Origin of the sequence: Nocardia aobensis NBRC 100429 (genome assembly GCF_000308375.1) — a bacterium.
Taxonomy (GTDB): Bacteria; Actinomycetota; Actinomycetes; order Mycobacteriales; family Mycobacteriaceae; genus Nocardia; species Nocardia aobensis.
Window position 1 is genome coordinate 86,129 of sequence record NZ_BAFQ01000142.1, and the last position, 24,477, is coordinate 110,605.

The following is a 24,477-nucleotide window of genomic DNA, read 5'->3' on the forward strand; positions in this document are numbered from 1 at the left end:
GAGCGAAACTCAGAACTCCCAGTCCTCGTCTTCGGTGTTGACCGCCTTGCCGATGACATAGCTGGAACCGGAGCCGGAGAAGAAGTCGTGGTTCTCGTCGGCATTCGGGGACAGCGCCGAGAGGATCGCCGGGTTGACGTCGGTCTCGTCGCGCGGGAACAGCCCCTCGTAGCCGAGGTTCATCAGCGCCTTGTTGGCGTTGTAGCGCAGGAACTTCTTGACGTCCTCGGTGAGGCCGACCTCGTCGTAGAGGTCCTGGGTGTATTCGACCTCGTTCTCGTACAGCTCGAACAGCAACTCGAAGGTGTAGTTCTTGAGTTCGTCACGCTCGGGCTGAGTGAGATCCTCGAGACCCTTCTGATACTTGTAGCCGATGTAGTAGCCGTGCACGGCCTCGTCGCGGATGATCAGGCGGATCAGGTCGGCGGTGTTGGTGAGCTTGGCGCGCGAGGACCAGTACATCGGGAGGTAGAAACCGGAGTAGAACAGGAAGCTCTCCAGCAGCGTGGAGGCCACCTTGCGCTTGAGCGGCTCGTCGCCCCGGTAGTACTCGAGCACGATCTCGGCCTTACGCTGCAGATTCGGGTTCTCCTCCGACCAGCGGAAGGCGTCGTCGATCTCACGGGTGGAGCACAGCGTGGAGAAGATGGAGCTGTAGCTCTTCGCGTGCACCGACTCCATGAACGCGATATTGGTGTACACCGCCTCCTCGTGCGGGGTGCGCGCGTCCGGAATCAGGCTCACCGCGCCGACGGTGCCCTGGATGGTGTCCAGCAGGGTCAAGCCCGTGAACACCCGCATGGTCAGCTGCTTCTCCTGCGCGTTCAGCGTGGCCCACGACGGAATGTCGTTGGATACCGGAACCTTCTCCGGCAACCAGAAGTTGCCGACGAGCCGGTCCCAGACCTCGGCATCCTTCTCGTCGGGCACCCGATTCCAGTTGATCGCAGACACTCGATCGATCAGCTTCACGCCCGCTCACTCACCCTTCCCGCTTCGCCGGTCATTGTACGCTCGGACACTACTCCTAGTGGACCTCCGCTCAGCACAGCACAAGAGCTTGTGTCTCCCATGTCCTGGGCAAATGCGTTCCGGGGTGGGAAGTTCCACACCGCGGCCGCGAGCGAATGACGAGCGCGCGATGCACAGGCTACTGCCGCCGCCACGATCGCAGCAATGATGCCGAGAGTTTGCCGGGGACGTGCCTGCCATTCGGCGCAGACCGCCACATGCCCGCAGGCATCGATGGTCCCGGACGGGGTTCGCTCCCGACCGAGACTCGGACCCTCGACCCGGCGACCGTTTCGCACACCGGTGGTGTGCACTAATCGTGCAAACCTCGTCGGCTTCAGCAGTTTTCTCACATTTTCGCTGAGGTTTGCACGAAAAGTTCGCCCTACAGCACAGTCGGTCCTACCTGTCGTGATGACACCCCGTTCATCGCGCCCCCGCGCCGAGAGGATGCCGTATGAACCCCGATCTCCGCGTACGTTTCGCTGTCGACGACGAGGCCCTCTCGCGGCTGCACGCGGACGCATTCGGCGGTGACCGGACAGTGGTGCCCTGGCAGGCGCGCCTGGAACGGCACAGCCGGTCATGGGTCGGCGCGTTCGTCGGTGAGCGACTCGTCGGGTTCGTGCACGCAGTATGGGACGGGGGAAACCACGCCTTCCTCCTCGACACCGCGGTCGCCCCGGATCTCCACCGGCAGAGCATCGGATCCGACCTGGTGAAGACCCTGGTCGGCGACCTGCGTGAACTCGGTATCGAATGGCTCCACGTCGATTTCGAACCTCACCTGCACAGCTTCTATCGCGACGCATGCGGATTTCGCGCCACCGACGCCGGCCTGCTACGACTGAACTGACACCGAACTCCGTTCGCCGAGCAGCAGTTCGGCCACGGCGTGCGGGGCCTCGTGCATCGCGTCGTGGCCGGTCGGGAGGTCGTGGACCAGCCATTCGGGGTCGGCTTGCAGGCGGGTGCGGAGGCCGGCGAAAGGGGTGTGGTCTTCCCAGCCGGAGCAGTAGACGAACTCTCGGCGCGGGACTCGGGCGAATGCCCCGGTGAGCCGGATCGTCTGCATGAAGGACGCGAGGGGGTGGGGGCGGCGGCGGGCGTCGCCGTTGCCGGGCGGGCGGACCGCGTAGCCGGTGGTCGCGGCGCCCGCGGCGAGGACCTCGCGGAAGTAGTCGTTCGTTGCGGACCAGCACGATTCGCCGTCGCGGGGGACGTACGCGTCGAGATGCACCAGGCGCGAGATCCGGCCGCCGGCGCGGTCGGCGGCCGCGGCGATCACCATTCCGCCGTAACTGTGACCGACCAGCGTCACGTCGGTGAGGCGGGCGCGGTCGAGGAACCGCACGACGTCGTCGGCGTGGGTGTCGAGGGTGGTCGTCGCGACCGTCGCGGCGTCGTCGTCCGGCCGCAGACCGGTCAGGGTCAAGGCGTGGACGGTGTGACCGGCTTGCTCCAGGAGTGGAACCACCGTCTCGAACGACCAGGAACCCTTCCAACCGCCGGGCACCAAAACGTATGTCCCCATGTGCTTTTCCCACTTTCTCCAGCCGCGGAGTCGAGGCACGCTACCTCGATCACTTCGCGTGGAGACAGTCTCACCGGCGAGGAGTGTGGCTTGCTACCGATAGAAAGCCATGTGATACCTGTTCACCGCCAACCTCGGCGGGCGCCCTGTACCTGCTCCCGAAGTGCGCAGTCCCGGTTCAGATTCCCAGTACGAGTTTCGCGGTCGTGAAGTAGATGATCAGCCCGGTCGCATCGACCAGCGTCGTCACCATGGGCGCGGAGATGACCGCCGGGTCGATGCGTAATTTCTTGGCCAGCAACGGCATCGTGCCGCCGATGGTCGCCGCCCAGCCACAGATGATCACCAGGGTGATGCCGACGACCAGCGCGATCTGCGCGCCGACGAACGCCGCGCCGATGACCATGCCGACCACCGCGAGCATCGAGCCCAGCACCAATCCGACCCGGCATTCGCGCCAGATGACCTTCAGCAGATCCGACACCCGCACCTCGCCGACGGCCAAGGCCCGCACGCACGAGGTCGCCGCCTGCGCACCGGCATTGCCGCCAGCGCCGATCAGCAGCGGAATGAACAGCGCCAGATGCGCGGCCTGGGCCAGCGTCGCCTCGAACGCGTCGGTGACCGTGACCGTCAGGGTGGCCGCGACCAGCAGCAACAGCAACCACATCGCGCGGTAGCGGGCCAGCTGGAACACACCGGCGGCCATGTAATGCCCGGACCAGGGGCTGGCACCGGCCTGCCGTGCCACATCCTCGCTGTCGGCGGCCTCGATGACCTCGACCGCGTCGTCGATGGTCAGCAGTCCGACCAGCCGGTCCTCACTGTCGACGACCGGCAGGTTGATCAGGTTGGTCTCGCGCATGAGCCGCGCCGCCTTCTCCGCGGCATCGGTCGCGCGGGCGAAAACCGGTGCGCTGACGACGAGTTCGGTCAGCATCGTGCCGGGATCGCTGAGGACCAGTTCACGCATCTCGACCACGCCGGTGAGCCGGCGACCGCCGTCCACCACCGGCAGCGTGTACACGGTCTCCGCATGCGCGCCCTTGGCGCGAACCACCCGCAGCGCCTGTTCGACGGTCAGATCACAATGCAGCGCAACGACTTCCGGCGTCATGTAGCGACCGACCGAACCCTCGGGGTAGCCGAGCAGCGCCGCGGTCATCCGCCGTTCGCGCGGGCTCAGCCCGGCCAGCACCTTCTTCGCGACCGTGGCGGGGGCCTCGCGCAGCATCCGGGCCCGGTCGTCGGGGTCCATGCCTTCGACCAGTTCCCGGAAGCTCTGGTCGCGCATTCCGGACAGGATCTGCTGCTGGTCGACCGGCTCGAGCTCCTCGAACACCGCCAGCGCCCGGTCCTTGTCGAGCAGCCGGAACGCGATGCCGGCGTGCACGGCGTCCATGCGCGCGAGTTCGTCGGCGATCCGATGCGGGACGTGGTCGTCCAGCCAGTTCAGCGCGGCGTCGACACGACGGTCGTCGATGAGGTCGCGGAGCGAGATGTGATCCGAATGCTGTTCGGTGACAGTCGTTTCGGCGGTGGCGGCACTGCGGACCGCCGTATCGGCCTGCGTAGGGGTGGCCGCGTGTCCGTCATCCGGGGCATCAGGGCGTGCGGGCGCGGCAAAGAACAGATCGGTCGACATGACAGAACCTCGGCATACTGCGAGTGGGTACGGGGTCACGGATCACACCGCGAGGCACCGACCTCGCCACCGAAAGCTCTACCGGCAGAACAGGAGGACGGCGCCGCGCGGCCTTCGACTCGGGGGTTCGCTACGCACAGCCACCCACCTCCTCATCGCCAGCACTTCACCGTCAGAGAATTTTCCGATGCCATCCCGGCACCCCGATGACCTGCACCGTCGCCTGGTCACCGCCCGGACGCAGAGCGCCCGCATGCAGGTTACACCTCCGGTCGCCGCCGCGCCGAACCACGACAGTCGGCACGTGCCGTCGAACTACTCCATGCCGTCGAACTACTCCGTGTTCGGTCATACGAACGGGCGCCCCGGCCGGAACCGCGGCGCCCGTCGACAACGTCACAACATGCAGCTGACGCAGCCCTCCACCTCGGTGCCCTCCAACGCCATTTGGCGGATGCGGATGTAGTACAGGGTCTTGATTCCCTTGCGCCAGGCGTAGATCTGGGCCTTGTTGACATCGCGGGTGGTGGCGCTGTCCTTGAAGAACAAGGTCAGCGACAGGCCCTGGTCCACATGCTGGGTGGCCGCGGCGTAGGTGTCGATGATCTTCTCGTAGCCGATGTCGTAGGCGTCGGCGAAGTAGTCGAGATTGTCGTTGGTCAGGTAGGGGGCCGGGTAGTAGACGCGGCCGATCTTGCCTTCCTTGCGAATCTCGATCTTCGACGCCACCGGGTGAATCGAGCTGGTGGAGTGGTTGATGTAGGAGATCGATCCGGTCGGCGGCACCGCCTGCAGGTTCTGGTTGTAGATGCCGTGCTCCATGACCGAGGCCTTCAGCTCGCGCCAGTCCTCCTGGGTCGGGATGTGCACGCCCGCTTCGGCGAAGATCTCCCGCACGCGGTCGGTCTTCGGCTCCCATGCCTGGTCGGTGTACTTGTCGAAGTATTCGCCGCTGGCGTACTTCGATTCCGGGAAACCACCGAAGGCCGTGCCGCGCTCGATGGCGAGCTTGTTGGACGCCCGCACCGCGTGGTAGGCGACGGTGTAGAAGTAGATGTTGGTGAAGTCCACACCTTCTTCGGATCCGTAGTGGACCCGTTCGCGCGCCAGATACCCGTGCAGGTTCATCTGGCCCAGGCCGATCGCGTGGGATTCGTTGTTGCCCTGTTCGATCGAGGGCACCGAATAGATGTGGGTCTGATCCGAGACCGCGGTGAGCGCCCGGATCGCGACCTCGATGGTCTGCCCGAAATCCGGTGAGTCCATGGCCTTGGCGATATTGAGCGAACCCAGGTTGCAGGAGATGTCCTTGCCGACCTTCGCGTAGGACAGGTCGTCGTTGAACACCGACGGCGTGGAGACCTGCAGGATCTCCGAGCACAGGTTGGAGTGGGTGATCTTGCCCTTGATCGGGTTGGCCCGGTTCACCGTGTCCTCGAACATGATGTAGGGGTAACCGGATTCGAACTGCAGCTCGGCGATGGTCTGGAAGAACTCGCGGGCGTTGATCTTCGACTTGCGGATGCGCTTGTCGTCGACCATCTCGTAGTACTTCTCGGTGACGTCGATATCGGCGAACGGCACACCGTAGATGCGCTCGACGTCGTAGGGCGAGAACAGGTACATGTCCTCGTTCTTCTTCGCCAGCTCGAAGGTGATGTCGGGAATCACCACACCCAGCGACAGCGTCTTGATGCGGATCTTCTCGTCCGCGTTCTCCCGCTTGGTGTCGAGGAAGCGGTAGATGTCGGGGTGGTGCGCGTGCAGGTACACCGCGCCCGCGCCCTGGCGCGCGCCGAGCTGATTGGCGTAGGAGAAGGAGTCCTCGAGCAGCTTCATGATGGGGATGACGCCGGAGGACTGGTTCTCGATCTTCTTGATCGGCGCGCCGTGCTCGCGAATGTTGCTCAGCAGCAACGCCACTCCGCCGCCACGCTTGGACAGCTGCAGCGCCGAGTTGATGGAGCGCCCGATGGACTCCATATTGTCCTCGATGCGCAGCAGGAAGCACGAGACCGGTTCGCCGCGCTGCTTCTTGCCCGAGTTCAGGAACGTCGGGGTGGCCGGCTGGAAGCGGCCGTCGATGATCTCCTCGACGAGCTGCTGGGCGAGGATCTCGTCACCCGCGGCCAGGGTCAGCGCGACCATGCAGACCCGGTCCTCGAACCGCTCCAGATAGCGCTTCCCGTCGAAGGTCTTCAGCGTGTAGGACGTGTAGTACTTGAAGGCGCCGAGGAAGGTCGGGAACCGGAACTTCTTGGCGTAGGCCTGCTGGAACAGCTTCTTGACGAAGGCCCGGCTGTACTGGTCGAGCACCTCGGGCTCGTAGTAGTTCTCCTCCACGAGGTAGTCGAGCTTCTCGTCGAGGTTGTGGAAGAACACGGTGTTCTGGTTGACATGCTGCAGGAAGTACTGCCGGGCGGCGGCGACATCCTTGTCGAACTGAATCTCGCCATTCGGTCCGTACAGATTCAGCATCGCGTTGAGCGCGTGATAGTCCAAGCCCTCGGTCGAGGTCTCGGTGCTGACCGGGCGCTCTAGGCGGGCCGTCTTTCCGGCCGGTGCTGTTGTCGTTGCCAAAACAATCCCAATCCCTCTCGGACGCGCTCGACGTCCTCGGCGGTTCCCATCAGTTCGAAGCGATACAGGTACGGCACCCCGCAATTGCGCGAGATCACCTCTCCCGCATAGCAATACGTATCGCCGAAGTTCGTGTTGCCGGCCGCGATCACCCCGCGCAACAGCGCACGATTATGCGGATCGTTGAGGAATTTCGCCACCTGCCTGGGGACGAATTCCTTGTCCGAACGCCCGGCTGCTCCCTCGCCGCGCTGCGCGTCGAACACATGCCGGCCGCCACCGTAGGTGGGGCAGATCAGCACATAGGGCGTGTCGACGCGCAGCGAATCGGCGGTGTGGAGCGGAATGCGAACGGCCGGCAAACCCAGCCGTTCGACGAAGCGGTGCGTGTTCTCCGAAGCGCTCGAGAAGTAGACCAGAGCGGGCGTCGATTGGGTCCCTTCCCCGGACAACCCAGCCATCCCACTCTCCCTTCCCACGTCGGACGAACGGGCGACCGAAGCGGATCAGGCCGCGGCGGTCACCAGGGACTTGATGCGGTCCGGACGGAAACCGGACCAGTGCTCGTCGCCGGCGACGACGACGGGGGCCTGCAGATATCCCAGCGCCATCACATAGTCGCGGGCCTCGGGGTTCTCGGAGATATCGACGATGTCGTACTCCACACCGGCCTTGTCGAGCGCGCGGTAGGTGGCGTTGCACTGGACACAAGCGGGCTTGGTGTAGACCGTGATACTCATGGGTGACCCTCTCTCCTTGCCTTATCCGATGCAGCCTTGAATCGGTACGCCATCTGCTGTGAGCATCCGTACTGAGCACGATCCATCTGGTACTGCGCAAACCCCTGGAAGATGGAGCAGTAGGGGCAATCACGCTGCGGCGATCGGCTCGGAATCCGTCTCCCCTTCCAGTGCCGTAGACACTACACCTAGTGGCCGACAGATTCCTACAACACGACATGTTGCGAACCACAAAGATGAAATTCGGCGGCCGTAAGTACCAGGACAGTCAATTCGCAACCCGACACGACAGTGGCGCAGATCACGATTTCATGTCGCAGCTCTCTCCCAGCAAACCCAATGCCACCTCTGGTCACACCGGTCACACCGACCTCAGCAGGCGCGTTCGTGCACACCCGAAACGGCCGAATGCCGCGCCCGCCCGAGGGGACGAACGCGGCATTCCGCCACCTACTCCGGCGTGTCGCAGCCGGACCGGATCAGCCCTGGCGAGCCTTGAACCGCGGCTCCTTCTTGTTGATCACATAGGTCTTGCCACGGCGTCGCACCACCTGGGCGCCCGGCTTGTCCTTCAGCGAACGCAGCGAGTTCCGCACCTTCATGACGACCTCCTATTGGAAATGGTTTTCATATCCTATAGCGCCGTGAGACGCGGCCGTTAGGACGCCCGTCACGTCACGCCCCACCGATGACCGGGCTCAACGCCACAGAGGGGCCGCACCGCCGGGTGCGACCCCTCGAAAGCTCGAGCCGGTTACCGTCTCACACTCAGGCGTTGACCGATTCCCGCGCGGCGACCAGTTCGGTGATCGCGGCGGCGAGCTGGGTCAGAGCCTCGGCGTCCTCGCGCGGATGGGCCTCGCCGAAGCGCTGGCCGATGGTGCCGAAGTGCAGGTGCGCGCTCTCCACGACGGTGCCGCCGGCCACGCCGACCGCCTTCACCGTGTCACCGTGCGCCCACTTCGCGGCGTTCTGGCTGATCGAGGCGCTGATCACGGCGACCGGCTTGGCCTTGATCGAACCCGCGCCGTAGGGACGCGAGGCCCAGTCGATGGCGTTCTTGAGCACGGCCGGAATCGTGCCGTTGTATTCGGGCACGAACAGCACCAGCGCGTCGGCCGCGGCGACGGCGTCACGCAGCGCCTGCGCCGGCGCGGGCACCTGACCCGGTACGTCGATGTCCTCGTTGTAGAAAGGAATATTGCCGAGACCGTCGTAGATATCGACCTCGACACCTTCCGGTGCGGTCTGGGCGGCGGCCTCGGCCAGCTGCCGGTTGATCGAACCGGCACGCAAGCTGCCGACGAGAGCCAGAATGCGAGTCTGTGACATGATCACTCCTTGTGCGGTGGGGCGGCGGTGGCTTCCGCTTTCACGACACGTTAACCGGACTACGGTCCGCTTTCATTCCCGGGTCATGGGGTAACCGAACTGTGAACTGCGACACTCCGGATTCGCCATCGTCGAATTCGTCCCATTCGTCCGATCCGCACGCCTCGGATCCGGTCTTCGCCGCCGCGCCGCGTCCCGGCATGCTGCCGCTGGAGGCCGTGGCCATCGAACTGCCGCCGTCCGCGATCACCACCGCGCTGCCGGTAGCCGAACACTCCGAGCGCAGCGATGCCGTGCGCAACCGGCAACTGCTGCTCGACGCCGCCGAGGAACTCGTCCGCGAATTCGGCGCGGACGGCGTCACGATGGACGCGGTCGCCAAACGCGCGGGCGTCGGCAAGGGCACCGTGTTCCGGCGATTCGGCAATCGCTCCGGTCTCATGCTGGCGCTGCTCGACCAGTCCGAGCAGAAACTGCAGGCGGCGTTCATGTTCGGCCCGCCGCCGCTGGGTCCGGGCGCCCCGCCGCTGCAGCGGCTGATCGCCTACGGACGCGCCCGTCTGGCCGGGATCGAGGTGGAGGGCGAAATGCGCCGCGCCGCCGACGAATCCGGCCGCTACGCGAGCGCCCCGTACAACATCTCGAAAACCCATGTCTCGCTGCTGCTTCGGCAGCTCGAGGTGGGCGGCGATATCGCGCTGACGGCCGACACACTGCTGGCCATCCTCGACGCCGGCCTGGTGCTGCATCAGCTGCGGGTTCTGGGGTATCGGCCCGAACAGATCGCCGACCACTGGGAAAACGTGGTGCGCGCACTCGTGGCGCCCGCCCAGTAGAGTGGCCCCATGGGGAACCTGCGCGAACAGATCATCGCCGAATTGGGCGTCGCGGCCGGGATCGAGCCGAAGGTCGAGGTGCGACGCCGCGTCGAATTCCTGGCCGACTATCTGAGTTCCACGCCGGCAACGGGTTTCGTTCTCGGCATCAGCGGTGGTCAGGACAGCACGCTGACCGGCAAACTGTGCCAGCTGGCGGCCGAGGAGCTGCGGGCCCGGGGCCGGGAAGCCACCTTCGTCGCGGTCCGGCTCCCGTACGGCAGCCAGGCCGACGCCGAAGATGCCGAGGTGGCACTGGATTTCATCCGGCCCGATCGCTCGGTCGAGGTCAACGTGAAACCGGGCGCCGACGCGGTGGCGGCCGCCACCGCCGAGGGTGTACGTGAGCTGCTCGGCGATCAGGCCCAGTTGCGCGATTTCGTTCGCGGCAACATCAAGGCCCGCGAGCGCATGGTGATCCAGTACGCGGTTGCCGGACAGCTGAATCTGCTGGTCGTGGGTACCGACCACGCCGCCGAAGCGGTGACGGGGTTCTTCACCAAGTACGGCGACGGTGGTGTGGACATCACTCCGCTGACCGGCCTGACCAAGCGGCAGGGAGCGGCGCTGCTGCAAGAGCTGGGCGCGCCGCCGCGGCTGTGGCAGAAGGTCCCGACCGCCGACCTCGAAGACGACCGCCCGGCCCTGCCGGACGAAGAGGCGCTGGGGCTGAAATACAGCCAGATCGACGACTACCTCGAGGGTAAGGACATCTCACCGGAGGTCGCCGAGCGCGTCGAGGAGATCTACCGCAACACCCGGCACAAGCGCGCCGTTCCGGTGTCGCCGCTGGACACGTGGTGGCAAGAGAGCTGATCCGGCGTCAGCCGCCCGCGAACGGCGGTAGTACGTCGACGCGGGCGGTCAGGCGCGTGCTGTCGTCGCGGGTGAGTTCCTCGCCGACGAGGTAGGCGCAGACCTTCAGCATCGGATCCAGGTCGGCGCCGTAGGCCGAGCGCAATGCGGAGCGCAGATCACCGACCGTTGCCGACTCGGGCAGGTCGAGATGTTCGCTGGATTTGCCGACCGCGTCGGCGATCGCGGCGAAATATCTGACCTCAACCACCGATGGCTCCCATCGTGCGTTCCGGGGGGACGAAATCGGCGGCGTCGATGCCGTGCCCGGCCCACTTGTTCCACATCGCGCCGCGCCACAGCTGCGCCAGGTCGTCGTCGCTCGCGCCGGCGCGCAGCAGTGAACGCAGATCGTATTCCTGGTCGCTGAACAGGCAGGATCGGATCATGCCGTCGGCGGTCAGGCGGGTGCGGTCGCAGTCGCCGCAGAATCGGCGGGTGACCGAGGCGATGATGCCGACCGTGGCCGGACCGCCGTTCACCAGCCAGGTCTCCGCCGGCGCGGACGGGTCGGCGCGCCCGGCCTCGGTGAGGGCGAAGGCCGTGCCGAGAACGTCGAGCAATTCGGCCGCGGTGACCATGTTGGTCCGCGCCCATTCGTGATCGGCGTCGAGCGGCATCTCCTCGATGAAGCGCAGTTCGCATCCCTCGTTCAGACACCACCGCAGCAGATCGACCGCACCCGAGAGGGTTTCGCGCATCAGGACGGCATTGACCTTGACCGGGTAGAGCCCGGCGGCATGGGCGGCGCGGATGCCGGTCAGCACCGAACCGAGCCGGTCCCGGCGGGTGAGGCGGGCGAATCCGGCAGGGTCGACGGTATCGAGGGAGATGTTGACCCGGCCGAGTCCCGCGGCCGCCAGCGCGCGAGCGCGATGTTCCAGCCCGACGCCGTTACTGGTCATGGCCAGCGGTGTGTCGGGAACGGCGGCATGGCATCCGGCGATGATCTGCTCGAGATCGCGCCGCATCAGCGGCTCGCCGCCGGTGAAGCGCACCTCGCGGACACCCAGCCGCCGCACCGCGAGTTCCACCAGCCGCACGATCTCCGTGGCCGAGAGCAATTCGTCGGCCGGAATGGCCGGCAGCCCCTCCTCCGGCATGCAGTACGTGCAACGCAACGAACACTTTTCGGTGATCGACACGCGCAGATCCCGGGCCGTGCGCCCGAATCTGTCGACGAGCAGGTCCGTGTCGGGCCGTCCGTCCAGCGAGGGCCGCCCGCCCCGGACGGCGGGAATCCCCATGAGAACGACGGTCACTCCTCCATTATGCGGGCCACCCCCACCTCACGTCCCGCAAGTCACCACCTGTGAGGTATGCGGGGCTCTGCCCGAAACCCCGCCGGAGCGAAGCGAAGGCCATATACACAGCTAGGCTGACCGTATGAGTCAGCCTGCCAAGACTGTGGCTCGGTCCGTCGAGGATCATCGGGAGCGGATCGAACAGTTGCTGCGACCGCTGGCGGCGCGGCAGGTGGAGCAGTTGGCGTTGCACGGGGCGCGGGGGCGGGTGCTGGCCGAGGATGTGCGGTCGCCGCTGGATCTGCCGGTGTTCCGCAATTCCGGGATGGACGGATATGCGGTCCGGGCGGAGTCGGTGGCGGTCACGCCTGTGACGCTGCCGGTGGCCGGTGTGGTGGCCGCCGGTCAGGGTGGCCCGGACCGATTGCCGGACGGGGCGGCGGTCAAGGTGATGACGGGTGCGCCGATTCCGCCGGGCGCCGATTGTGTGGTGCCGGTGGAGGACACCCGCGCCGTCGACGGCGGGGTATCGATCGAACGCGGCCGCAACGCGGGCGATTTCGTGCGCGAGGCGGGTACCGATATTCGGCGCGGCGAGTTGCTGGTGGCGGCCGGGTCGTCGTTGTCGCCGCATCGGATCGCGGCGCTGGCGGCGGTGGGCATCAGCTCGGTGGCGGCGGCGCGGCGGATCCGGGCGGCGGTCCTGACGACGGGCGACGAGCTGGTGTCGGCGGGTGTCGCGTTGCGCCCCGGTCAGATCTACAACTCGAACGGCATCGCGCTGGCTGCGGCCTTGGGCGCCAACGGTATCGATGTGGTGGACGTGTCGCACAGCCGTGACGATCCGGGCGAGTTCCGCCGCAAGTTGTCGGTCGCGACGGCGGCCGCGGATGTGGTGTTCACGTCGGGTGGGGTGTCGCAGGGCGATTTCGAAGTGGTCAAGGAGGTGCTGGCCGATTTCGGCGGCGAGTTCGGTTCGGTGGCCGTGCAGCCCGGCGGTCCGCAGGGCGTCAGTGTGGTCGACGGGATTCCGATTCTGAGTTTTCCGGGTAATCCGGTGAGCACGATGGTGTCGTTCGAGGTGTTCGCCCGGCCGATCCTGCGGCAGCTGAGCGGTTTGGCTCCGGTGCCGAATTACGATGTGGCGCTGTTGGATCCGGTACGTTCCCCGGCGGGCCGGCGCCAGTTCCTGCGGGGCCGGCGCGAAGGTGCGGGGGTGCGGTCGGTGTCGGGCCCCGGGTCGCATCTGGTGGCGGCCATGGCCCAGGCCGATGTTCTGATCGAAATTCCGGCCGAGGTCACGTCGGTGGCGGCCGGCTCGCTGGTGAGGGTGCGCGAACTGTGAACGACCTGCCTGATGCCGCGGCTTTGTCGCATGTCGATGCGGAAGGCCGGGCGCGCATGGTCGATGTGAGCGCCAAGGCCGAGACGACACGGGTGGCCGTCGCCGCCGGCCTGCTGCGCACGACGCCCGAGGTGGTGGCGCTGGTGCGCGCGGACGATTTGCCGAAGGCCGATGTGCTGTCGACGGCCCGCATCGCCGGTATCTCCGGGGCGAAGAAGACCTCGGAGCTGATTCCGCTGTGCCATCAGCTGGCGCTGTCGTCGGTGGATGTGCGCTTCGGTTTCGCCGAATCCGCCATCACCATCGAAGCGCGAGCGAAGACGAAGGGCCCCACCGGCGTCGAGATGGAGGCGCTCACCGCGGTCGCGATCGCCGGCCTCACGCTGCACGACATGGTGAAGGCGGTGGATCCGGCGGCCGTCCTGGACGGTGTGCGCCTGCTGACGAAAGACGGTGGTAAGCACGGTCATTGGGAGCGACCGGATAGGCCGCACGCCGCGCCCACGGCGGATACACAACACCACGCGCACCGAGCGGCGACCGAGGACCAGCCGGTTCACCGTCACACGGAATCGCCCCGGGGCGCCCACTCCCCTGCTGACCCGCGCCACGCGACGCACGCCGGCGAGGGCTCCCGGACCGCGGTCGTGGTCGTCGCCTCGACCGGCGTCGCGGCCGGTACCAGGGTCGACAAAACCGGTCCGGTTCTGACGGAATGGCTTGCGGGACTGGGCTTTTCCGTACGCGGCCCGCTGGTCTACGCCGATGCCGAGATCGAGGCCGGCCTGCGCGACGCACTCGACGGCACGCCGGGACTGGTGATCACCACCGGCGGCACCGGCGCCTCGCCCTCCGATGCCACTCCGGAGGCGACGCTGGCGGTACTGGATCGGGAATTGCCGGGCGTGGCCGAGCTGATCCGCCAGCGCGGCACGGCCGCGTTTCCGTTGGCCGCCTTGAGCCGTGGCGTCGCCGGCCTGTCCGGCACTACGGTAATCGTGAATCTGCCCGGTTCACCGGGTGGGGTCCGCGACGGGATCGCGGTCCTGGAACCGTTGCTGGATCATCTGCTGGCCCAGGTCGCCGGAGGAGGCCGCCATGAGTGAGTACACGCCGCTCACCCGCATCAGCGATCAGCCGTTGCAGCCCGAGGAGGTCGAGCGCGCGGTCACCGGACCCGAATACGGCGCGGTCGTCGTCTTCACCGGCAAGGTCCGCGATCACGATGGCGGACAAGCGGTTTCGGCCCTGGAGTATTCGGCCCACCCCGAGGCGGAGAAGTTCTTGGCCCGGGTGTGCGCCGAGGTCGGGAAGTCCGCCGGCCTGCCGGTCGCGGCGGTGCACCGGGTGGGCGCGCTGACCGTCGGCGATCTGGCGATCACCGTGGCGGTCGCCGCGCCGCACCGCCGCGAGGCCTTCGAGACGTGCGCGGAATTGGTCGACCGCATCAAGCACGAGGTGCCGATCTGGAAGCGCCAGCTGTTCGCCGACGGCATGTCCGAGTGGGTCAACGCCTGCGGCTAGGCCGGCGCAGTCAGCGTGCTTCCCGGCCGGGGTTCGCCTCGGCGGCGGGCGCGGTCTCGGTGAGATTCGCTTCGATGCGGCGCAGCGCCCGGAAGAGCGCTGCGCGTTCGGCGGCGCTGAACGATATCAGCGCCCGTTCGGTCAGCCGCGCACTCTCGGCTTCGATCTCGTGCTCCAGGTCGCGCCCGCGCGCGGTCAGGTGCAGACGGACCAGTCGGCGGTCGGTGGGATGCGGTTCGCGCCGGACCAGGCCGGCCGCTTCCATCCGGGTGGTCGCCCGGGTGACCGTGGGCGTCGCCAGCCCGAGTCGTTTGGCCACCTGACCGGGCGTCAGACCGTCTTCCTGCCAGAGCTGTCGCAGGATGAACTGCTGACCCTCGTACACACCGTGCCGGGCATAGGCGGCGGCCGCCGCCACGGCGAGGGCGTGTTTGGTGGACCAGAACGCGGTCTGGAAGTCGTCGTCGGTCATGGTGTGTTCAGCGTAGAGGTATTGTTTTCGTTAGCCGACTCACGTTATAGTCGTTGTCCGGCTAACAACATTGAACGGAAGACATACGTGAAAATCGGCATCGCACTCACCGACTTCTCCTGGCCGGTCCCGGGCAGCGGCATCGGTCCCGCGGTCTCGGAACTCGCGCAGGCTGCCGACGCGTCGGGAATCGACAGCCTCTGGGTGATGGACCACTTCTTCCAGATCGGCATCAGCGGCCATCCGCCGGAGTCGCCGATGCTCGAGGCCTATGCCGCGCTGGGATTTCTCGCCGGAATCACCGACCGCATCCGGCTCGGCACCCTGGTCACGGCGGTGCCGTATCGCCACCCCGGCGTGCTGATCAAATCCGCGACCACCCTCGACGTGCTCAGCGGCGGCCGCCTGATCTTCGGCGTCGGCGCCGGAGCGCCCTTCGATCCGGAACCGATGGGACCACGCACCACATTCGAGGCCGAGGGCCTGGGCATTCCGTTCCCGCGCCTGCCGCGACGCTTCGAACAGCTGGAGGAACTCCTGCAGATCGCACACCGCATGTGGAGCGAGGACGAGACGCCGTATCGGGGCAACCATTACGAATTGGCGCGGCCGCTCAATTCACCGAATTCGATCCAGCGCCCGCATCCGCCGATCCTGATCGGCGGCAGTGGCGAACGCAAAACCCTGCCGCTGGTGGCGCGATATGCCGACGCCTGCAATCTCTTCGACCTCCCCGGTACCGGCTACGCCGACAATCTCGCGCACAAACTCACGGTGCTGCGTCGCCGATGCGACGAGATCGGCCGCGACTATTCCACGATCGAGAAGACCGTCACCACGGCCCTGGATATCGACGCGGATCACGGACCGGTGCTGGAGCATCTGAAAACACTGGCCGCCACCGGTATCGACCACGTGATTCTCGGACCGGACGGGCCGTGGACCCCGCCGCGCCTGGAACGCCTCATCGAAATAGCGCCCGATATTCACGCCCTCTGATATTCAGGCGCTCCGATCCGTATCGTCCCTCGGCACATACCGCCACACCGGCAGCAACGCCTGTTCGTCCAGCGGTTCGGGTCCGGTGTGGGCGGTGGCGTGCAGACGGGCGGTCGCGGATTCCGGATCGAGACCGGATCCGATGAGTACCAAACGGGTTTCGCGGGTTTCGCCGCGCGACCACGCCGCCGGCTCGAAGACCACATGCCGGCCGACCATGTGCAGCAGGAACTTTCGGCTCTCACCGCCCACACCGAAGGCGGTGGCGCCCTTGGCGCGGAACAACCCCGGCGGCGGATCCTCCAGAAAACCCACCAGGCGGCGCGGATCGAGATCGGTTGTGGTGGTGAAGGATACGCTGTCGTAGCCGTCGTGCAGATGGCGGTGGCCGGCTTCCTCGTGGTCGTGATCGTCGAGCAGTTCGTCGAACGACAACTGCCGGGCGACCGTCGATTCGCCGCGTTCGGGGACATCGAACAGCAGCGGCGGATCGATGCGGCCGTGCGCGGTGGCATAGACCGGCGCACCCGCGCTGATCCGCTCGATCTCGGCGCGCAATGCGTCCAGCCGCGCGGCCGGTACCCGGTCGGCCTTGTTCACTACGATCAGATCGGCCAGGCGCAGATGTTTGGCCAATTCGGGATGGCGGGCGCGGCTGTCGTCGAAATGCTCGGCATCCACGACCTCGATCAGTCCGCCGTAGCGGATGCGCGGATTGTCGCTGCCGATGACCATACGAATCAGATTGCGGGGTTCGGCGAGGCCGCTGGCCTCCACCACGATCACGTCGATGCCGTGGCGCGGCTCGGCGAGCCGGGCGAACATCTCGTCGAGTTCGGTGACGTCCACCGCGCAGCACACACAGCCGTTGCCCAGCGAGACCATGGCGTCCACTTGGGCCGCGACCAGCATCGCGTCGATGTTCACCGCGCCGAAGTCATTGACCACGACCCCGATCCGGGCCTCGCGTCGCCGCAGCAGATGGTTCAGCAGCGTGGTCTTACCGGCTCCCAGAAATCCCGCGACCACCAGAACAGGTATGCGCCGATCCATTCGGCCGAGCTTACCCAGGCCCGGACGAGGACGTGCCCGCCCCTTCGTGCGGAGGGGCGGGCACGAACGGGGCCGATTACTTGCTCGGCCCCAGGAGGGTGGAGACCAGGGTGTAGGCGAGATTCACCAATTCGGAATCGAGCGCACCGTCGCCCAGGCCCAGCGATTTCGCCAGCGGCAGCAGCAGCCGCATCGCGGTGGTGGCGAGATTACCGGCGGCGGAACCGGATTGCGGCGTCTTCTGGGTGCCGTTGTTTCCGGGTGCGGTCGAGGTCTGCGGCGAGGCCCCCGACGTGCCCGGATCGGTGGTCGAATAGGTCCCCGGCGCCGTGTGATAGGTGCCGGCCGGAGCGCCCGCCGGATTCGATCCCGGTTGCGTCGTGTTCGGCGTGGTGGACGCCGGTGCGGACTGCGTGGTGCCGGAGTTCGGCGCGCCACGCAACGCGTCGGTTGCCGAATTCTGCTGCGGTGCAACCGAATTTTGAGCGCCGGGACTCTGACCGCCAGAACTCTGGGTGCCAGAACTCTGGGGGGCCGAATTCTGGGCGTCCGAATTCTGCGTCGTCGCCCCCTGCGGGGACGCACTCTCCGGCGCGGCATTCTGCGGTGCCGGACTCTGCGGGGTGGTGCTCGGCGACGTGGTGCCCTCCGAGGCACCGGCCTGCGGCGCGCTCGCGGGATTGTCGGCCGGCGATGCGGCCGGAGACGTACCGCCCGGGGCCACTCCGATCAGATAACTCACCAGCCCGGTCGTGATCGCGATGGCGTGTTTGAGTTGCCCGTCGGGCGACTCGAGCATTGTCGCGTCGTCGACATTCGCGCCGTTGCCCATTTCGATGAAGACATCGGGCACCTCGGTCAGCGCCGGACCCGCGATATCGGACCGGGTCTGCAGACCGTCGACCGCGCCGGCGTAGTTCGCGGGCGTGAATCCGGCCTGTTTGTAGGCGTCGCGCACGGCGTTCGTGGCGACCTGGCCGGGGCCGGATTGCGCCTGATTCGCCTTGGCGTCCGGGACCGGCAACTGCGGCACGATCAGATGGAATCCGTGATCCTGTTCCGGGGCGCCGTCGGCGTGGATGCTGACGGCCACCGCGGCGCCGGAGCTGTTGGCGGCGGCCGCGCGTTCGTCGACGCATCCGCCCCAGCCGGTGTCGTCCTGGCGGCTCATCACGACATGCGCGCCGAGCGCCTCGAGCGACTGCCGGACCAGCTGCGCCACATTCCAGTTGATGGTGTGCTCGGGCACGCCGCCGCGGCTGGTCATTCCCGTCGTCTGGCACTCCTTGGTGCCGCCGCGCCCGTCGTTCACTTGACGATTGAGGTCTTCGGAGTGGTTCGTACCCTGATGGCCCGGGTCCAGAAATACCGTCTTATTCGCCAATCTGGTCGACATATCGGGATCTGCGGGCGCGGCCGGCGCGGCGAGAGCGGCGGCGGGCGCCAGCACACCGGCCGTGGTGACCGCGGCGACGGCGAGCCTGACTCCGGTCTTGATGATGCGTGGATGGTTCATGTTCGGACGGCGCACCCGGGACGGGCACACCCCTCCCTTCCCACTAGTAACATCAAACCCAGTGGTTCACTGTTGCAACGGCAGCATCACATGCGCAAGCTCAGTTACTGAACCGTTACCCCTATCAGAGCAGTAGTGACACGCCATTTCCGCAGACACGCCGGTCGCACGGCGAATCCGATGTCAGCCCCGGCGAGAAACGGACATTTCAGAGCTATCTCACTGTTGCCCGGACCGCCCGCGTCGCGGAACAACCGGCAGGTTTGTGTCGCTGGCCACATCCGGCGGGATCCGAACCGAATGCGCATCATTGCCCGAATGTCGCTGCCGCCGTTCGATTCCGCGTAATCCGCCGATATCCAGGCCCGCGAGCGAAAAAGCCGGAATGCTGAATCGGGATGATTCGCCAGAGTAATTTAATTCTGAAATACCGTTGTGTTGCACTCGCTGTCGACGCTGCAGTACGTTCCCATCTCGCACCTCGGCGGTCGAACCGCATGTGGGTGCCGTCCCCGTGGGCGCGAGGGGATCCCGCGGGGACGTTCAGCGACGGCATTTCCGGACCTCCCACACGCCGTTCCCCGGGCGTTGTCGAATCTCCAGATATTTCATCGATCCGGTCCGCGCCTATCGGAATTCTGATAGACCAAGGCCCCGGAAGATGCGGGGATCTTCTCCGGCCGCCCGATAGTCGACGGCCGTCTGCGAGATCGAGGAGGACCGCCGTGCGTGGACGCACGTTTGTGATCGCCGGGACCGTCGCGTCCGCGGTGACGATGCTCGGATCAGGCTCCGCGGCCGCCGATCCGGCGACGACCATCCCCGGGGACGGGACGTACCGGGTCGGGGTCGATATCGCGCCCGGTATCTATCAGTCCGCGGGGCCGGCGGACCCGGCGCACGACTGTTCCTGGGAGCGCCTGTGGAAGATCCCCGAACCCGGTGATCCGCCGGACCCGAACGCCGCCATCGTCGCCAGCGACCGCACCCACATCACTCCGGTGCGGGTGCTGATCAAATCGTCCGATGTCGCGTTCGCCTCGGCCAACTGCGGCGGCTGGGTGATGATGCCGGCGCCGCCGCCGACCGGTTCCTACGGGCCGGGAGGGCTGTTCGGCAGCGAGTACTGAGCGCGGCCGATCCGGCGCGGTTCGTCCGATCGGATGCGCCGCGCCGGATCCGGCACCCGCCGGCCACCGCGGCCGCGGTGTTACTGTCCGCTGAGATCCGGTGGATCGAGCGGAGGGATGCGATGGCGCGGCCGAGTCCGGTGGTGAGTCGTCGGTCGCTGGCCGACGGCCGCGAGATCATCTACTTCGACAGCGAGGCGGTGCCGCGCACCGCCACCGACACCCGGGACCTGCCCCGGACCAGCACGCATTCCCAGGCACGTTTCGACCCCCTGCTGGACGAGTGGGTGGTGATCGCCTCGCACCGCCAGAGCCGGACCTTCCTGCCACCGGCGGATCTGTGCCCGCTGTGCCCCTCACGCCCCGGCCATCCCACCGAAATTCCCGAGGCCGACTACCAGGTGGCGGTGTTCGAGAATCGCTTTCCGTCGCTGTCGACCGGCCGCGCCGAACTTCCCGACCATGTCGAAGGGTCGCCGGAGACCTTGCTGCGCAACGGGTTCGGCCGCTGTGAGGTGGTGTGCTTCACCAGCGACCACGACAGTTCGTTCGCCGGGCTCGATCCGGGCCGGGCACGGCTGGTGGTGGACGCGTGGGCCCAGCGCAGCGCCGAGCTCGGGGAGCTCGACGGCGTGGCCCAGGTGTTCTGCTTCGAGAATCACGGCGAGGAGATCGGCGTCACGCTGTCGCATCCGCACGGCCAGATCTACGCCTACCCCTTCCCCGCCCCGCGCACGGCGACGATGGTCGCCAACGCGGCCCGCCATCGAAAGGCGCACGGCAGCAATCTGTTCGGCGATCTGCTGGGCGCCGAGCGGGCCGCCGGTATCCGAGTTGTCGCGGCGAACGAGGAGTGGACCGCCTTCGTACCGCCGTTCGCTCGCTGGCCCTACGAGGTCCAGCTCTATCCGCACCGCCGGGTGGCCGACATTCCCGACCTCGACGATGCTCAGCGCGACGGTTTCGCACATCTGTACCTGGATGTGCAGCAACGCTTCGCGCGCCGGTTCGACACCCCCATGCCCTATGTCTCGGCGTGGAACCAGGCACCGAAATCCGGTGTCCCCGGTGATGATTGGTGGCTGCACCTGCAGCTGTTCTCGATCCGGCGGACGGCGCGCAAATTGAAGTATCTGGCCGGTTCGGAATCGGGGATGAACGTGTTCATCAGTGACACCACCCCCGAGACGGTGGCCGCCGAGTTGCGGGAGGTGCGGTGAGCGCGGCACCCGGGCGCGGGGTATGGGTGGCGCCCGGCCGGGTCAACATCATCGGCGAGCACACCGACTACAACGACGGTTACGCCCTGCCGATCGCGCTGCCCCAGGTCGTGACCTGCACCGCCGAGGTCACCACGGACGGCGCGGTGCGGGTGAGTTCGAAACAGCACGCCGGGCAGGTTCGCGAATCGCTCGACGGCCTCGCCGAATCCGCGGTCACCGGCTGGGCCCGCTATCCGCTGGGTGTGGTGCACGAATACCGGCGCCGCGGGCACGCACTGTCCGGGGTGGTGCTGCAGATCGACGGGGCGGTGCCGGTGGGCGCCGGACTGTCGTCCTCGGCGGCGCTGGAATGCGCTGTCGCACTGGCGATTCGCGATCTGTTCGGGATCGACGCCGACAGTGCGGAGCTGATCGACATCGGTCGGGCCGCGGAGAACTCGTACGTCGGCGCCGCGACCGGGACCCTGGACCAGTCCGCGTCGCTGCTCTGCACGGCGGGGCACGCCCTGTTCCTGGACTTCGCCACCGGCGACTCCGCCCAGGTTCCCTTCGATCTCGCCGCGGCCGGGCTGCAGTTGCTGGTGGCCGACACCGACACCCCGCACCGGCTGGCCGACGGCGGGTACGGCCGCCGCCGGCGCGAATGCGAGCAGGCCGCGCACGCCCTGGGCGTCCATTCGCTGCGGGCCGTCACCGATCCGGCGGAAACCGAGCGCCTGGTGGATCCGGTGCTGCGGCGGCGCGCCCGCCACGTCGTCACCGAGAACGCCCGGGTGCTGACCGTCGTCGGACTGCTGCGCGACGGGTGCGATCCGCGCGCGATCGGGCCGCTGCTGACCAGCGCCCACGCCTCGCTGCGCGACGATTTCGAGGTCTCGACGCCGGAACTGGATGCGGCGGTGGCGGCCGCGCTCGACGCCGGCGCCCACGGTGCGCGCATGGTCGGCGGCGGCTTCGGCGGCAGCATCATCGCCGTGACCGATATCGACCGCACCGAGTCGATCGCGGCCGCCGTCCGGCGGCGATTTCGCGACGACGGTTTCTCACCACCGCGATTCTTCGCCGCCGTGCCCGCCGCCGGAGCCCGGCGGATTTCCTGATCACGCGGCCGAGCCGCAATGGCCTTGGCGCGCACCGAACCTCGTGCTGCCGCGACTGCCGCGCGCGGACATGGCACGGCTCGGCCGAGCCGGGGCACGGCAGCCCCCGGAGCCGGTGAGGTCTCTCACAATCGACGGCCCCGGCCGATGTGAAGTTTCACCAATAATCCGACACTCTGCCAGTTAGCGGGATGCTCGATGTGCAGCCCACTGCGGCAAAGTGCCGTCGTAGAGGCGACTCACATCGATAGCTGAATAGTTACTATTTTCTGCGACTTGCTGTCACAAATACATCTTCTGCGCCCGCACCGCGTCGAAGCCTCGAGATGCGGATCAAGAATGCGCTAGTTACTCTCGGGTAGCATCACGTCCCGAACAAATTCCGTAAGCATTCGTCATGTCAATTCAGGAGGCGGCGTGCCGCATTCTCGTTTCGAAGCGATCGGCGCATATCTACCCGAAAAAAGGGTCACCACCGAGGAATTGATATCGCGCCTCGCCGTACCACCCGCCTTCGATCTCGAAAAGATCACAGGTGTGCGCGAGCGCCGTGTTCACGACACCCGCCCGGAATCCTACGAGGACTCGTTCGTCCTGGCCGGCAAGGCGCTGGACGAGTGTTTATCCAGGTCACGGTACTCCGGTTCGGAGATCGAGGTGGTCATCTCCACCTCCATCACCCGCAGTAAGGATGCCGGCAAAATATATATGGAGCCGTCGTTCGCCTCGGCTCTGGCGCAACGGATCGGCGCGCAGAACGCGATCACCTTCGACCTTTCCAATGCCTGCGCGGGAATGCTCAGCGGAACATACATTCTCGATCGTATGATTCGATCCGGAATGGTTCGCAACGGCATCGTGGTGAGCGGCGAAGCCATTACTCCGATCGCCGATACCGCAGTGCGCGAAATTTCCGACAAATACGATCTGCAATTCGCATCGCTCACCGTGGGAGATTCCGCGGCCGCGGTGGTGCTCGATCGTTCCGTCGACGAGGCCGACCGTATCGACTACATCGAGCTGGTCACCGCCTCGGAGTTCTCCCACCTGTGCCTGGGCATGCCCAGTGACAAATCCCAGGGCGTCGCGCTCTATACCGACAACCGCAAGATGCACAACGAAGCGCGTTTCCTGCTGTGGACCGACACCCAGCGCATGTTCTACGACAAGCGCGGCACCACATTCGCCGAGGAGAACTTCGACTTCGTCATCCACCATCAGTTCGGCGCGGCGGCGATCCCGTACATGAACGCCATCGCCGAACGGGAATTCGGCGCACCGATGCCGCCCGACCTCAATGTGCTGACCGAATACGGGAATACTTCCAGCACTTCGCATTTCATCGTGCTGCACGACCATCTGAGCCGCGGGGAGATCCCGGCCGGCTCGAAACTGCTGATGGTTCCGGCCGCCTCCGGTGTGGTCGGCGGCTTCCTGTCCACTACGATTTCGTCGCTGAAGGTCTGAGGTACTGGTCATGGGCGTTGCCATCACATCCACCGGAATCAGTCGCGAGGGCGACACGTTCAGCATCGTCGAGCACAGTGGCCGAGCCGCGCGCCGCAGCCTCGAACGCGCCGGGGTGGCGCCGGAGCAGGTCGGGGTGCTCATCAACGCGGGCATCTTCCGCGACTCCAACACCGTGGAACCGGCGGTGTCGGCGCTGATCCAGAAGGAGGCGGGGATCGGACTGGACTACCGGTTCGGCGATCCGCGCTCGTTCTCCTTCGACCTGATGAACGGCGCCACCGGTGTGCTCAACTCGGTCCAGGTCGCCCAGTCGATTCTCGAGACCGCCGGGTCCGGCCACGTCCTGATCGTCTCCGGGGACACCCATCCGTCACTGGCCCGATCGGCGGCCGACGACGAATTCCCCTACGCCACCGCCGGTGCCGCGCTGCTGCTCGAGCACACCGACGAGCCGGTCGGCTTCGGCCGGGTGCACACCGTCGCGGGTTCGGGCTCTCCCGCGGTGCAGTCGTATGTCGACGTCACCACGATGGGTACGGCCGGGCGCGGACTGATGACGGTGGAACGCGAACCCGGATTCGAGGATCGGCTGCTGGAGGTCGCGGCCGAGGCCGGCCGCCGCGCCCTGGACGCCGACGAAATCGACGCCGACGCAACGGTTCTCATCGCGTCCACACCCACGCCGAAGTTCCCGCAGTTGCTGGCCGAGACCCTCGGTATCGGGGCGGTCCGCACCCCCGACCTGTCCGCCGGCGATCCGCACACCGCCTCGCTGCCGCTGGCCTATCACCGTGCGGTGGAGGAGGATTCGCTCATAGGCTTCGATACC

25 protein-coding genes are annotated in these 24,477 nt (G+C 66.7%); 12 read left to right on the forward strand and 13 right to left on the reverse strand.

Translation table 11 applies throughout. The annotated features are described in order from the left end of the window. Positions 1-9: 9 nt before the first annotated feature. Entirely contained in the window at positions 10-972 is a 963-nt protein-coding gene (gene nrdF, locus RJ03_RS18505) for a class 1b ribonucleoside-diphosphate reductase subunit beta (RefSeq protein WP_036504083.1), read from the reverse strand. Between the two features lie 496 nt (positions 973-1,468). Between nrdF and RJ03_RS18510 the strand changes: the two genes are divergently transcribed. After that, entirely contained in the window at positions 1,469-1,867 is a 399-nt protein-coding gene (locus RJ03_RS18510; protein WP_036504085.1) for a GNAT family N-acetyltransferase, read from the forward strand. Here RJ03_RS18510 and RJ03_RS18515 read toward each other — a convergent pair. From RJ03_RS18515 to RJ03_RS18545, 7 genes are all read right to left on the reverse strand, one after another. Next, complete coding sequence (locus RJ03_RS18515) at positions 1,853-2,545, reverse strand: alpha/beta fold hydrolase (protein WP_036504087.1); 693 nt, start codon at positions 2,543-2,545, stop codon at positions 1,853-1,855. The two genes, RJ03_RS18510 and RJ03_RS18515, sit on opposite strands and share 15 nt — an antisense overlap. A 178-nt stretch (positions 2,546-2,723) precedes the next feature. Next, on the reverse strand, positions 2,724-4,190 hold the full coding sequence (gene mgtE / locus RJ03_RS18520; RefSeq protein ID WP_083871025.1) for a magnesium transporter: 1,467 nt from the start codon (positions 4,188-4,190) through the stop codon (positions 2,724-2,726). 396 nt (positions 4,191-4,586) lie between these two features. Further along, positions 4,587-6,668 (reverse strand): class 1b ribonucleoside-diphosphate reductase subunit alpha, encoded by a 2,082-nt coding sequence (nrdE, locus tag RJ03_RS18525; RefSeq protein ID WP_232329314.1) that lies wholly within the window; start codon positions 6,666-6,668, stop codon positions 4,587-4,589. Between the two features lie 59 nt (positions 6,669-6,727). Next, on the reverse strand, positions 6,728-7,231 hold the full coding sequence (gene nrdI, locus RJ03_RS18530) for a class Ib ribonucleoside-diphosphate reductase assembly flavoprotein NrdI (protein ID WP_051024841.1): 504 nt from the start codon (positions 7,229-7,231) through the stop codon (positions 6,728-6,730). A 45-nt stretch (positions 7,232-7,276) separates the two neighbouring features. After that, positions 7,277-7,510: a redoxin NrdH gene (locus RJ03_RS18535; RefSeq protein ID WP_036504090.1), complete on the reverse strand. Its 234-nt coding sequence runs from the start codon at positions 7,508-7,510 to the stop codon at positions 7,277-7,279. A 479-nt stretch (positions 7,511-7,989) separates the two neighbouring features. Further along, a complete protein-coding gene (ykgO, locus tag RJ03_RS18540) occupies positions 7,990-8,112 on the reverse strand; it encodes a type B 50S ribosomal protein L36 (RefSeq protein ID WP_036504093.1) in 123 nt (40 codons plus the stop codon). A gap of 166 nt (positions 8,113-8,278) precedes the next feature. Further along, entirely contained in the window at positions 8,279-8,842 is a 564-nt protein-coding gene (locus RJ03_RS18545) for an NAD(P)H-dependent oxidoreductase (protein ID WP_036504175.1), read from the reverse strand. Between the two features lie 200 nt (positions 8,843-9,042). Between RJ03_RS18545 and RJ03_RS18550 the strand changes: the two genes are divergently transcribed. Next, positions 9,043-9,678 (forward strand): TetR/AcrR family transcriptional regulator, encoded by a 636-nt coding sequence (locus RJ03_RS18550; RefSeq protein ID WP_051024853.1) that lies wholly within the window; start codon positions 9,043-9,045, stop codon positions 9,676-9,678. A gap of 9 nt (positions 9,679-9,687) precedes the next feature. Then, positions 9,688-10,533, forward strand: coding sequence for an NAD(+) synthase (nadE, locus tag RJ03_RS18555; RefSeq protein ID WP_036504095.1), 846 nt, complete (start codon positions 9,688-9,690; stop codon positions 10,531-10,533). Between the two features lie 7 nt (positions 10,534-10,540). Here the strand turns inward: nadE and RJ03_RS18560 are convergent, their stop codons facing one another. Next, positions 10,541-10,783 carry a MoaD/ThiS family protein gene (locus tag RJ03_RS18560; protein ID WP_036504097.1) on the reverse strand — a complete coding sequence of 81 codons (243 nt, stop codon included), beginning with the start codon at positions 10,781-10,783 and terminating at the stop codon, positions 10,541-10,543. Continuing rightward, on the reverse strand, positions 10,776-11,834 hold the full coding sequence (gene moaA, locus RJ03_RS18565; RefSeq protein ID WP_036504098.1) for a GTP 3',8-cyclase MoaA: 1,059 nt from the start codon (positions 11,832-11,834) through the stop codon (positions 10,776-10,778). The genes RJ03_RS18560 and moaA overlap by 8 nt, the downstream gene beginning before the upstream one ends. 124 nt (positions 11,835-11,958) lie before the next feature. Here moaA and RJ03_RS18570 point away from each other — a divergent pair, with 124 nt between their 5' ends. The 3 genes from RJ03_RS18570 to RJ03_RS18580 are packed head-to-tail and all read left to right on the forward strand — an operon-like array spanning position 11,959 to position 14,685. After that, positions 11,959-13,161 carry a molybdopterin molybdotransferase MoeA gene (locus tag RJ03_RS18570; RefSeq protein ID WP_036504099.1) on the forward strand — a complete coding sequence of 401 codons (1,203 nt, stop codon included), beginning with the start codon at positions 11,959-11,961 and terminating at the stop codon, positions 13,159-13,161. Positions 13,162-13,217: 56 nt separating this feature from the next. After that, positions 13,218-14,267 carry a bifunctional molybdenum cofactor biosynthesis protein MoaC/MoaB gene (moaCB, locus tag RJ03_RS18575; RefSeq protein WP_051024842.1) on the forward strand — a complete coding sequence of 350 codons (1,050 nt, stop codon included), beginning with the start codon at positions 13,218-13,220 and terminating at the stop codon, positions 14,265-14,267. After that, positions 14,260-14,685 carry a molybdenum cofactor biosynthesis protein MoaE gene (locus RJ03_RS18580; RefSeq protein ID WP_036504103.1) on the forward strand — a complete coding sequence of 142 codons (426 nt, stop codon included), beginning with the start codon at positions 14,260-14,262 and terminating at the stop codon, positions 14,683-14,685. The genes moaCB and RJ03_RS18580 overlap by 8 nt, the downstream gene beginning before the upstream one ends. A 10-nt stretch (positions 14,686-14,695) precedes the next feature. On the opposite strand, the gene RJ03_RS18585 is transcribed toward RJ03_RS18580, so the two are convergent. Next, entirely contained in the window at positions 14,696-15,157 is a 462-nt protein-coding gene (locus RJ03_RS18585) for a MarR family winged helix-turn-helix transcriptional regulator (protein ID WP_036504104.1), read from the reverse strand. Between the two features lie 87 nt (positions 15,158-15,244). Here RJ03_RS18585 and RJ03_RS18590 point away from each other — a divergent pair, with 87 nt between their 5' ends. Continuing rightward, a complete protein-coding gene (locus tag RJ03_RS18590) occupies positions 15,245-16,156 on the forward strand; it encodes an LLM class F420-dependent oxidoreductase (protein ID WP_036504105.1) in 912 nt (303 codons plus the stop codon). Between the two features lie 3 nt (positions 16,157-16,159). Here the strand turns inward: RJ03_RS18590 and RJ03_RS18595 are convergent, their stop codons facing one another. After that, complete coding sequence (locus RJ03_RS18595) at positions 16,160-17,209, reverse strand: CobW family GTP-binding protein (protein ID WP_036504107.1); 1,050 nt, start codon at positions 17,207-17,209, stop codon at positions 16,160-16,162. Positions 17,210-17,285: 76 nt separating this feature from the next. Continuing rightward, positions 17,286-18,725: an N-acetylmuramoyl-L-alanine amidase gene (locus RJ03_RS39080; protein WP_036504109.1), complete on the reverse strand. Its 1,440-nt coding sequence runs from the start codon at positions 18,723-18,725 to the stop codon at positions 17,286-17,288. A gap of 725 nt (positions 18,726-19,450) precedes the next feature. On the opposite strand from RJ03_RS39080, the gene RJ03_RS18605 reads away from it, so the two are divergent. The 5 genes from RJ03_RS18605 to RJ03_RS18625 all read left to right on the forward strand — a co-directional run. Then, on the forward strand, positions 19,451-19,855 hold the full coding sequence (locus RJ03_RS18605) for an Rv1352/Rv1906c domain-containing protein (protein ID WP_036504112.1): 405 nt from the start codon (positions 19,451-19,453) through the stop codon (positions 19,853-19,855). Positions 19,856-20,013: 158 nt separating this feature from the next. After that, entirely contained in the window at positions 20,014-21,075 is a 1,062-nt protein-coding gene (galT, locus tag RJ03_RS18610) for a galactose-1-phosphate uridylyltransferase (RefSeq protein WP_036504180.1), read from the forward strand. Beyond that, a complete protein-coding gene (gene galK / locus RJ03_RS18615) occupies positions 21,072-22,178 on the forward strand; it encodes a galactokinase (protein ID WP_083871033.1) in 1,107 nt (368 codons plus the stop codon). Before galT ends, galK begins: the two co-directional genes overlap by 4 nt. A gap of 417 nt (positions 22,179-22,595) precedes the next feature. Next, positions 22,596-23,645, forward strand: a complete 1,050-nt coding sequence (locus tag RJ03_RS18620; RefSeq protein WP_036504114.1) for a 3-oxoacyl-ACP synthase III family protein — start codon at positions 22,596-22,598, stop codon at positions 23,643-23,645. 10 nt (positions 23,646-23,655) lie between these two features. Next, the coding region (locus RJ03_RS18625) for a beta-ketoacyl-[acyl-carrier-protein] synthase family protein (RefSeq protein WP_036504116.1) at positions 23,656-24,477 on the forward strand (822 nt) is incomplete at its 3' end.

What these genes read in the sequence shown, in the direction of transcription:
- RJ03_RS39080 (WP_036504109.1), bottom strand. Translation starts at nt 18,725, where the DNA reads ATGAACCATCCACGCATCATCAAGACCGGAGTCAGGCTCGCCGTCGCC.
- RJ03_RS18570 (WP_036504099.1), top strand. Translation starts at nt 11,959, where the DNA reads ATGAGTCAGCCTGCCAAGACTGTGGCTCGGTCCGTCGAGGATCATCGG.
- moaCB (WP_051024842.1), top strand. Translation starts at nt 13,218, where the DNA reads ATGGTCGATGTGAGCGCCAAGGCCGAGACGACACGGGTGGCCGTCGCC.
- RJ03_RS18580 (WP_036504103.1), top strand. Translation starts at nt 14,260, where the DNA reads ATGAGTGAGTACACGCCGCTCACCCGCATCAGCGATCAGCCGTTGCAG.
- nrdI (WP_051024841.1), bottom strand. Translation starts at nt 7,231, where the DNA reads ATGGCTGGGTTGTCCGGGGAAGGGACCCAATCGACGCCCGCTCTGGTC.
- nrdE (WP_232329314.1), bottom strand. Translation starts at nt 6,668, where the DNA reads ATGCTGAATCTGTACGGACCGAATGGCGAGATTCAGTTCGACAAGGAT.
- RJ03_RS18585 (WP_036504104.1), bottom strand. Translation starts at nt 15,157, where the DNA reads ATGACCGACGACGACTTCCAGACCGCGTTCTGGTCCACCAAACACGCC.
- RJ03_RS18510 (WP_036504085.1), top strand. Translation starts at nt 1,469, where the DNA reads ATGAACCCCGATCTCCGCGTACGTTTCGCTGTCGACGACGAGGCCCTC.
- RJ03_RS18545 (WP_036504175.1), bottom strand. Translation starts at nt 8,842, where the DNA reads ATGTCACAGACTCGCATTCTGGCTCTCGTCGGCAGCTTGCGTGCCGGT.
- RJ03_RS18515 (WP_036504087.1), bottom strand. Translation starts at nt 2,545, where the DNA reads ATGGGGACATACGTTTTGGTGCCCGGCGGTTGGAAGGGTTCCTGGTCG.
- ykgO (WP_036504093.1), bottom strand. Translation starts at nt 8,112, where the DNA reads ATGAAGGTGCGGAACTCGCTGCGTTCGCTGAAGGACAAGCCGGGCGCC.
- RJ03_RS18595 (WP_036504107.1), bottom strand. Translation starts at nt 17,209, where the DNA reads ATGGATCGGCGCATACCTGTTCTGGTGGTCGCGGGATTTCTGGGAGCC.
- RJ03_RS18535 (WP_036504090.1), bottom strand. Translation starts at nt 7,510, where the DNA reads ATGAGTATCACGGTCTACACCAAGCCCGCTTGTGTCCAGTGCAACGCC.
- RJ03_RS18550 (WP_051024853.1), top strand. Translation starts at nt 9,043, where the DNA reads ATGCTGCCGCTGGAGGCCGTGGCCATCGAACTGCCGCCGTCCGCGATC.
- mgtE (WP_083871025.1), bottom strand. Translation starts at nt 4,190, where the DNA reads ATGTCGACCGATCTGTTCTTTGCCGCGCCCGCACGCCCTGATGCCCCG.
- nadE (WP_036504095.1), top strand. Translation starts at nt 9,688, where the DNA reads ATGGGGAACCTGCGCGAACAGATCATCGCCGAATTGGGCGTCGCGGCC.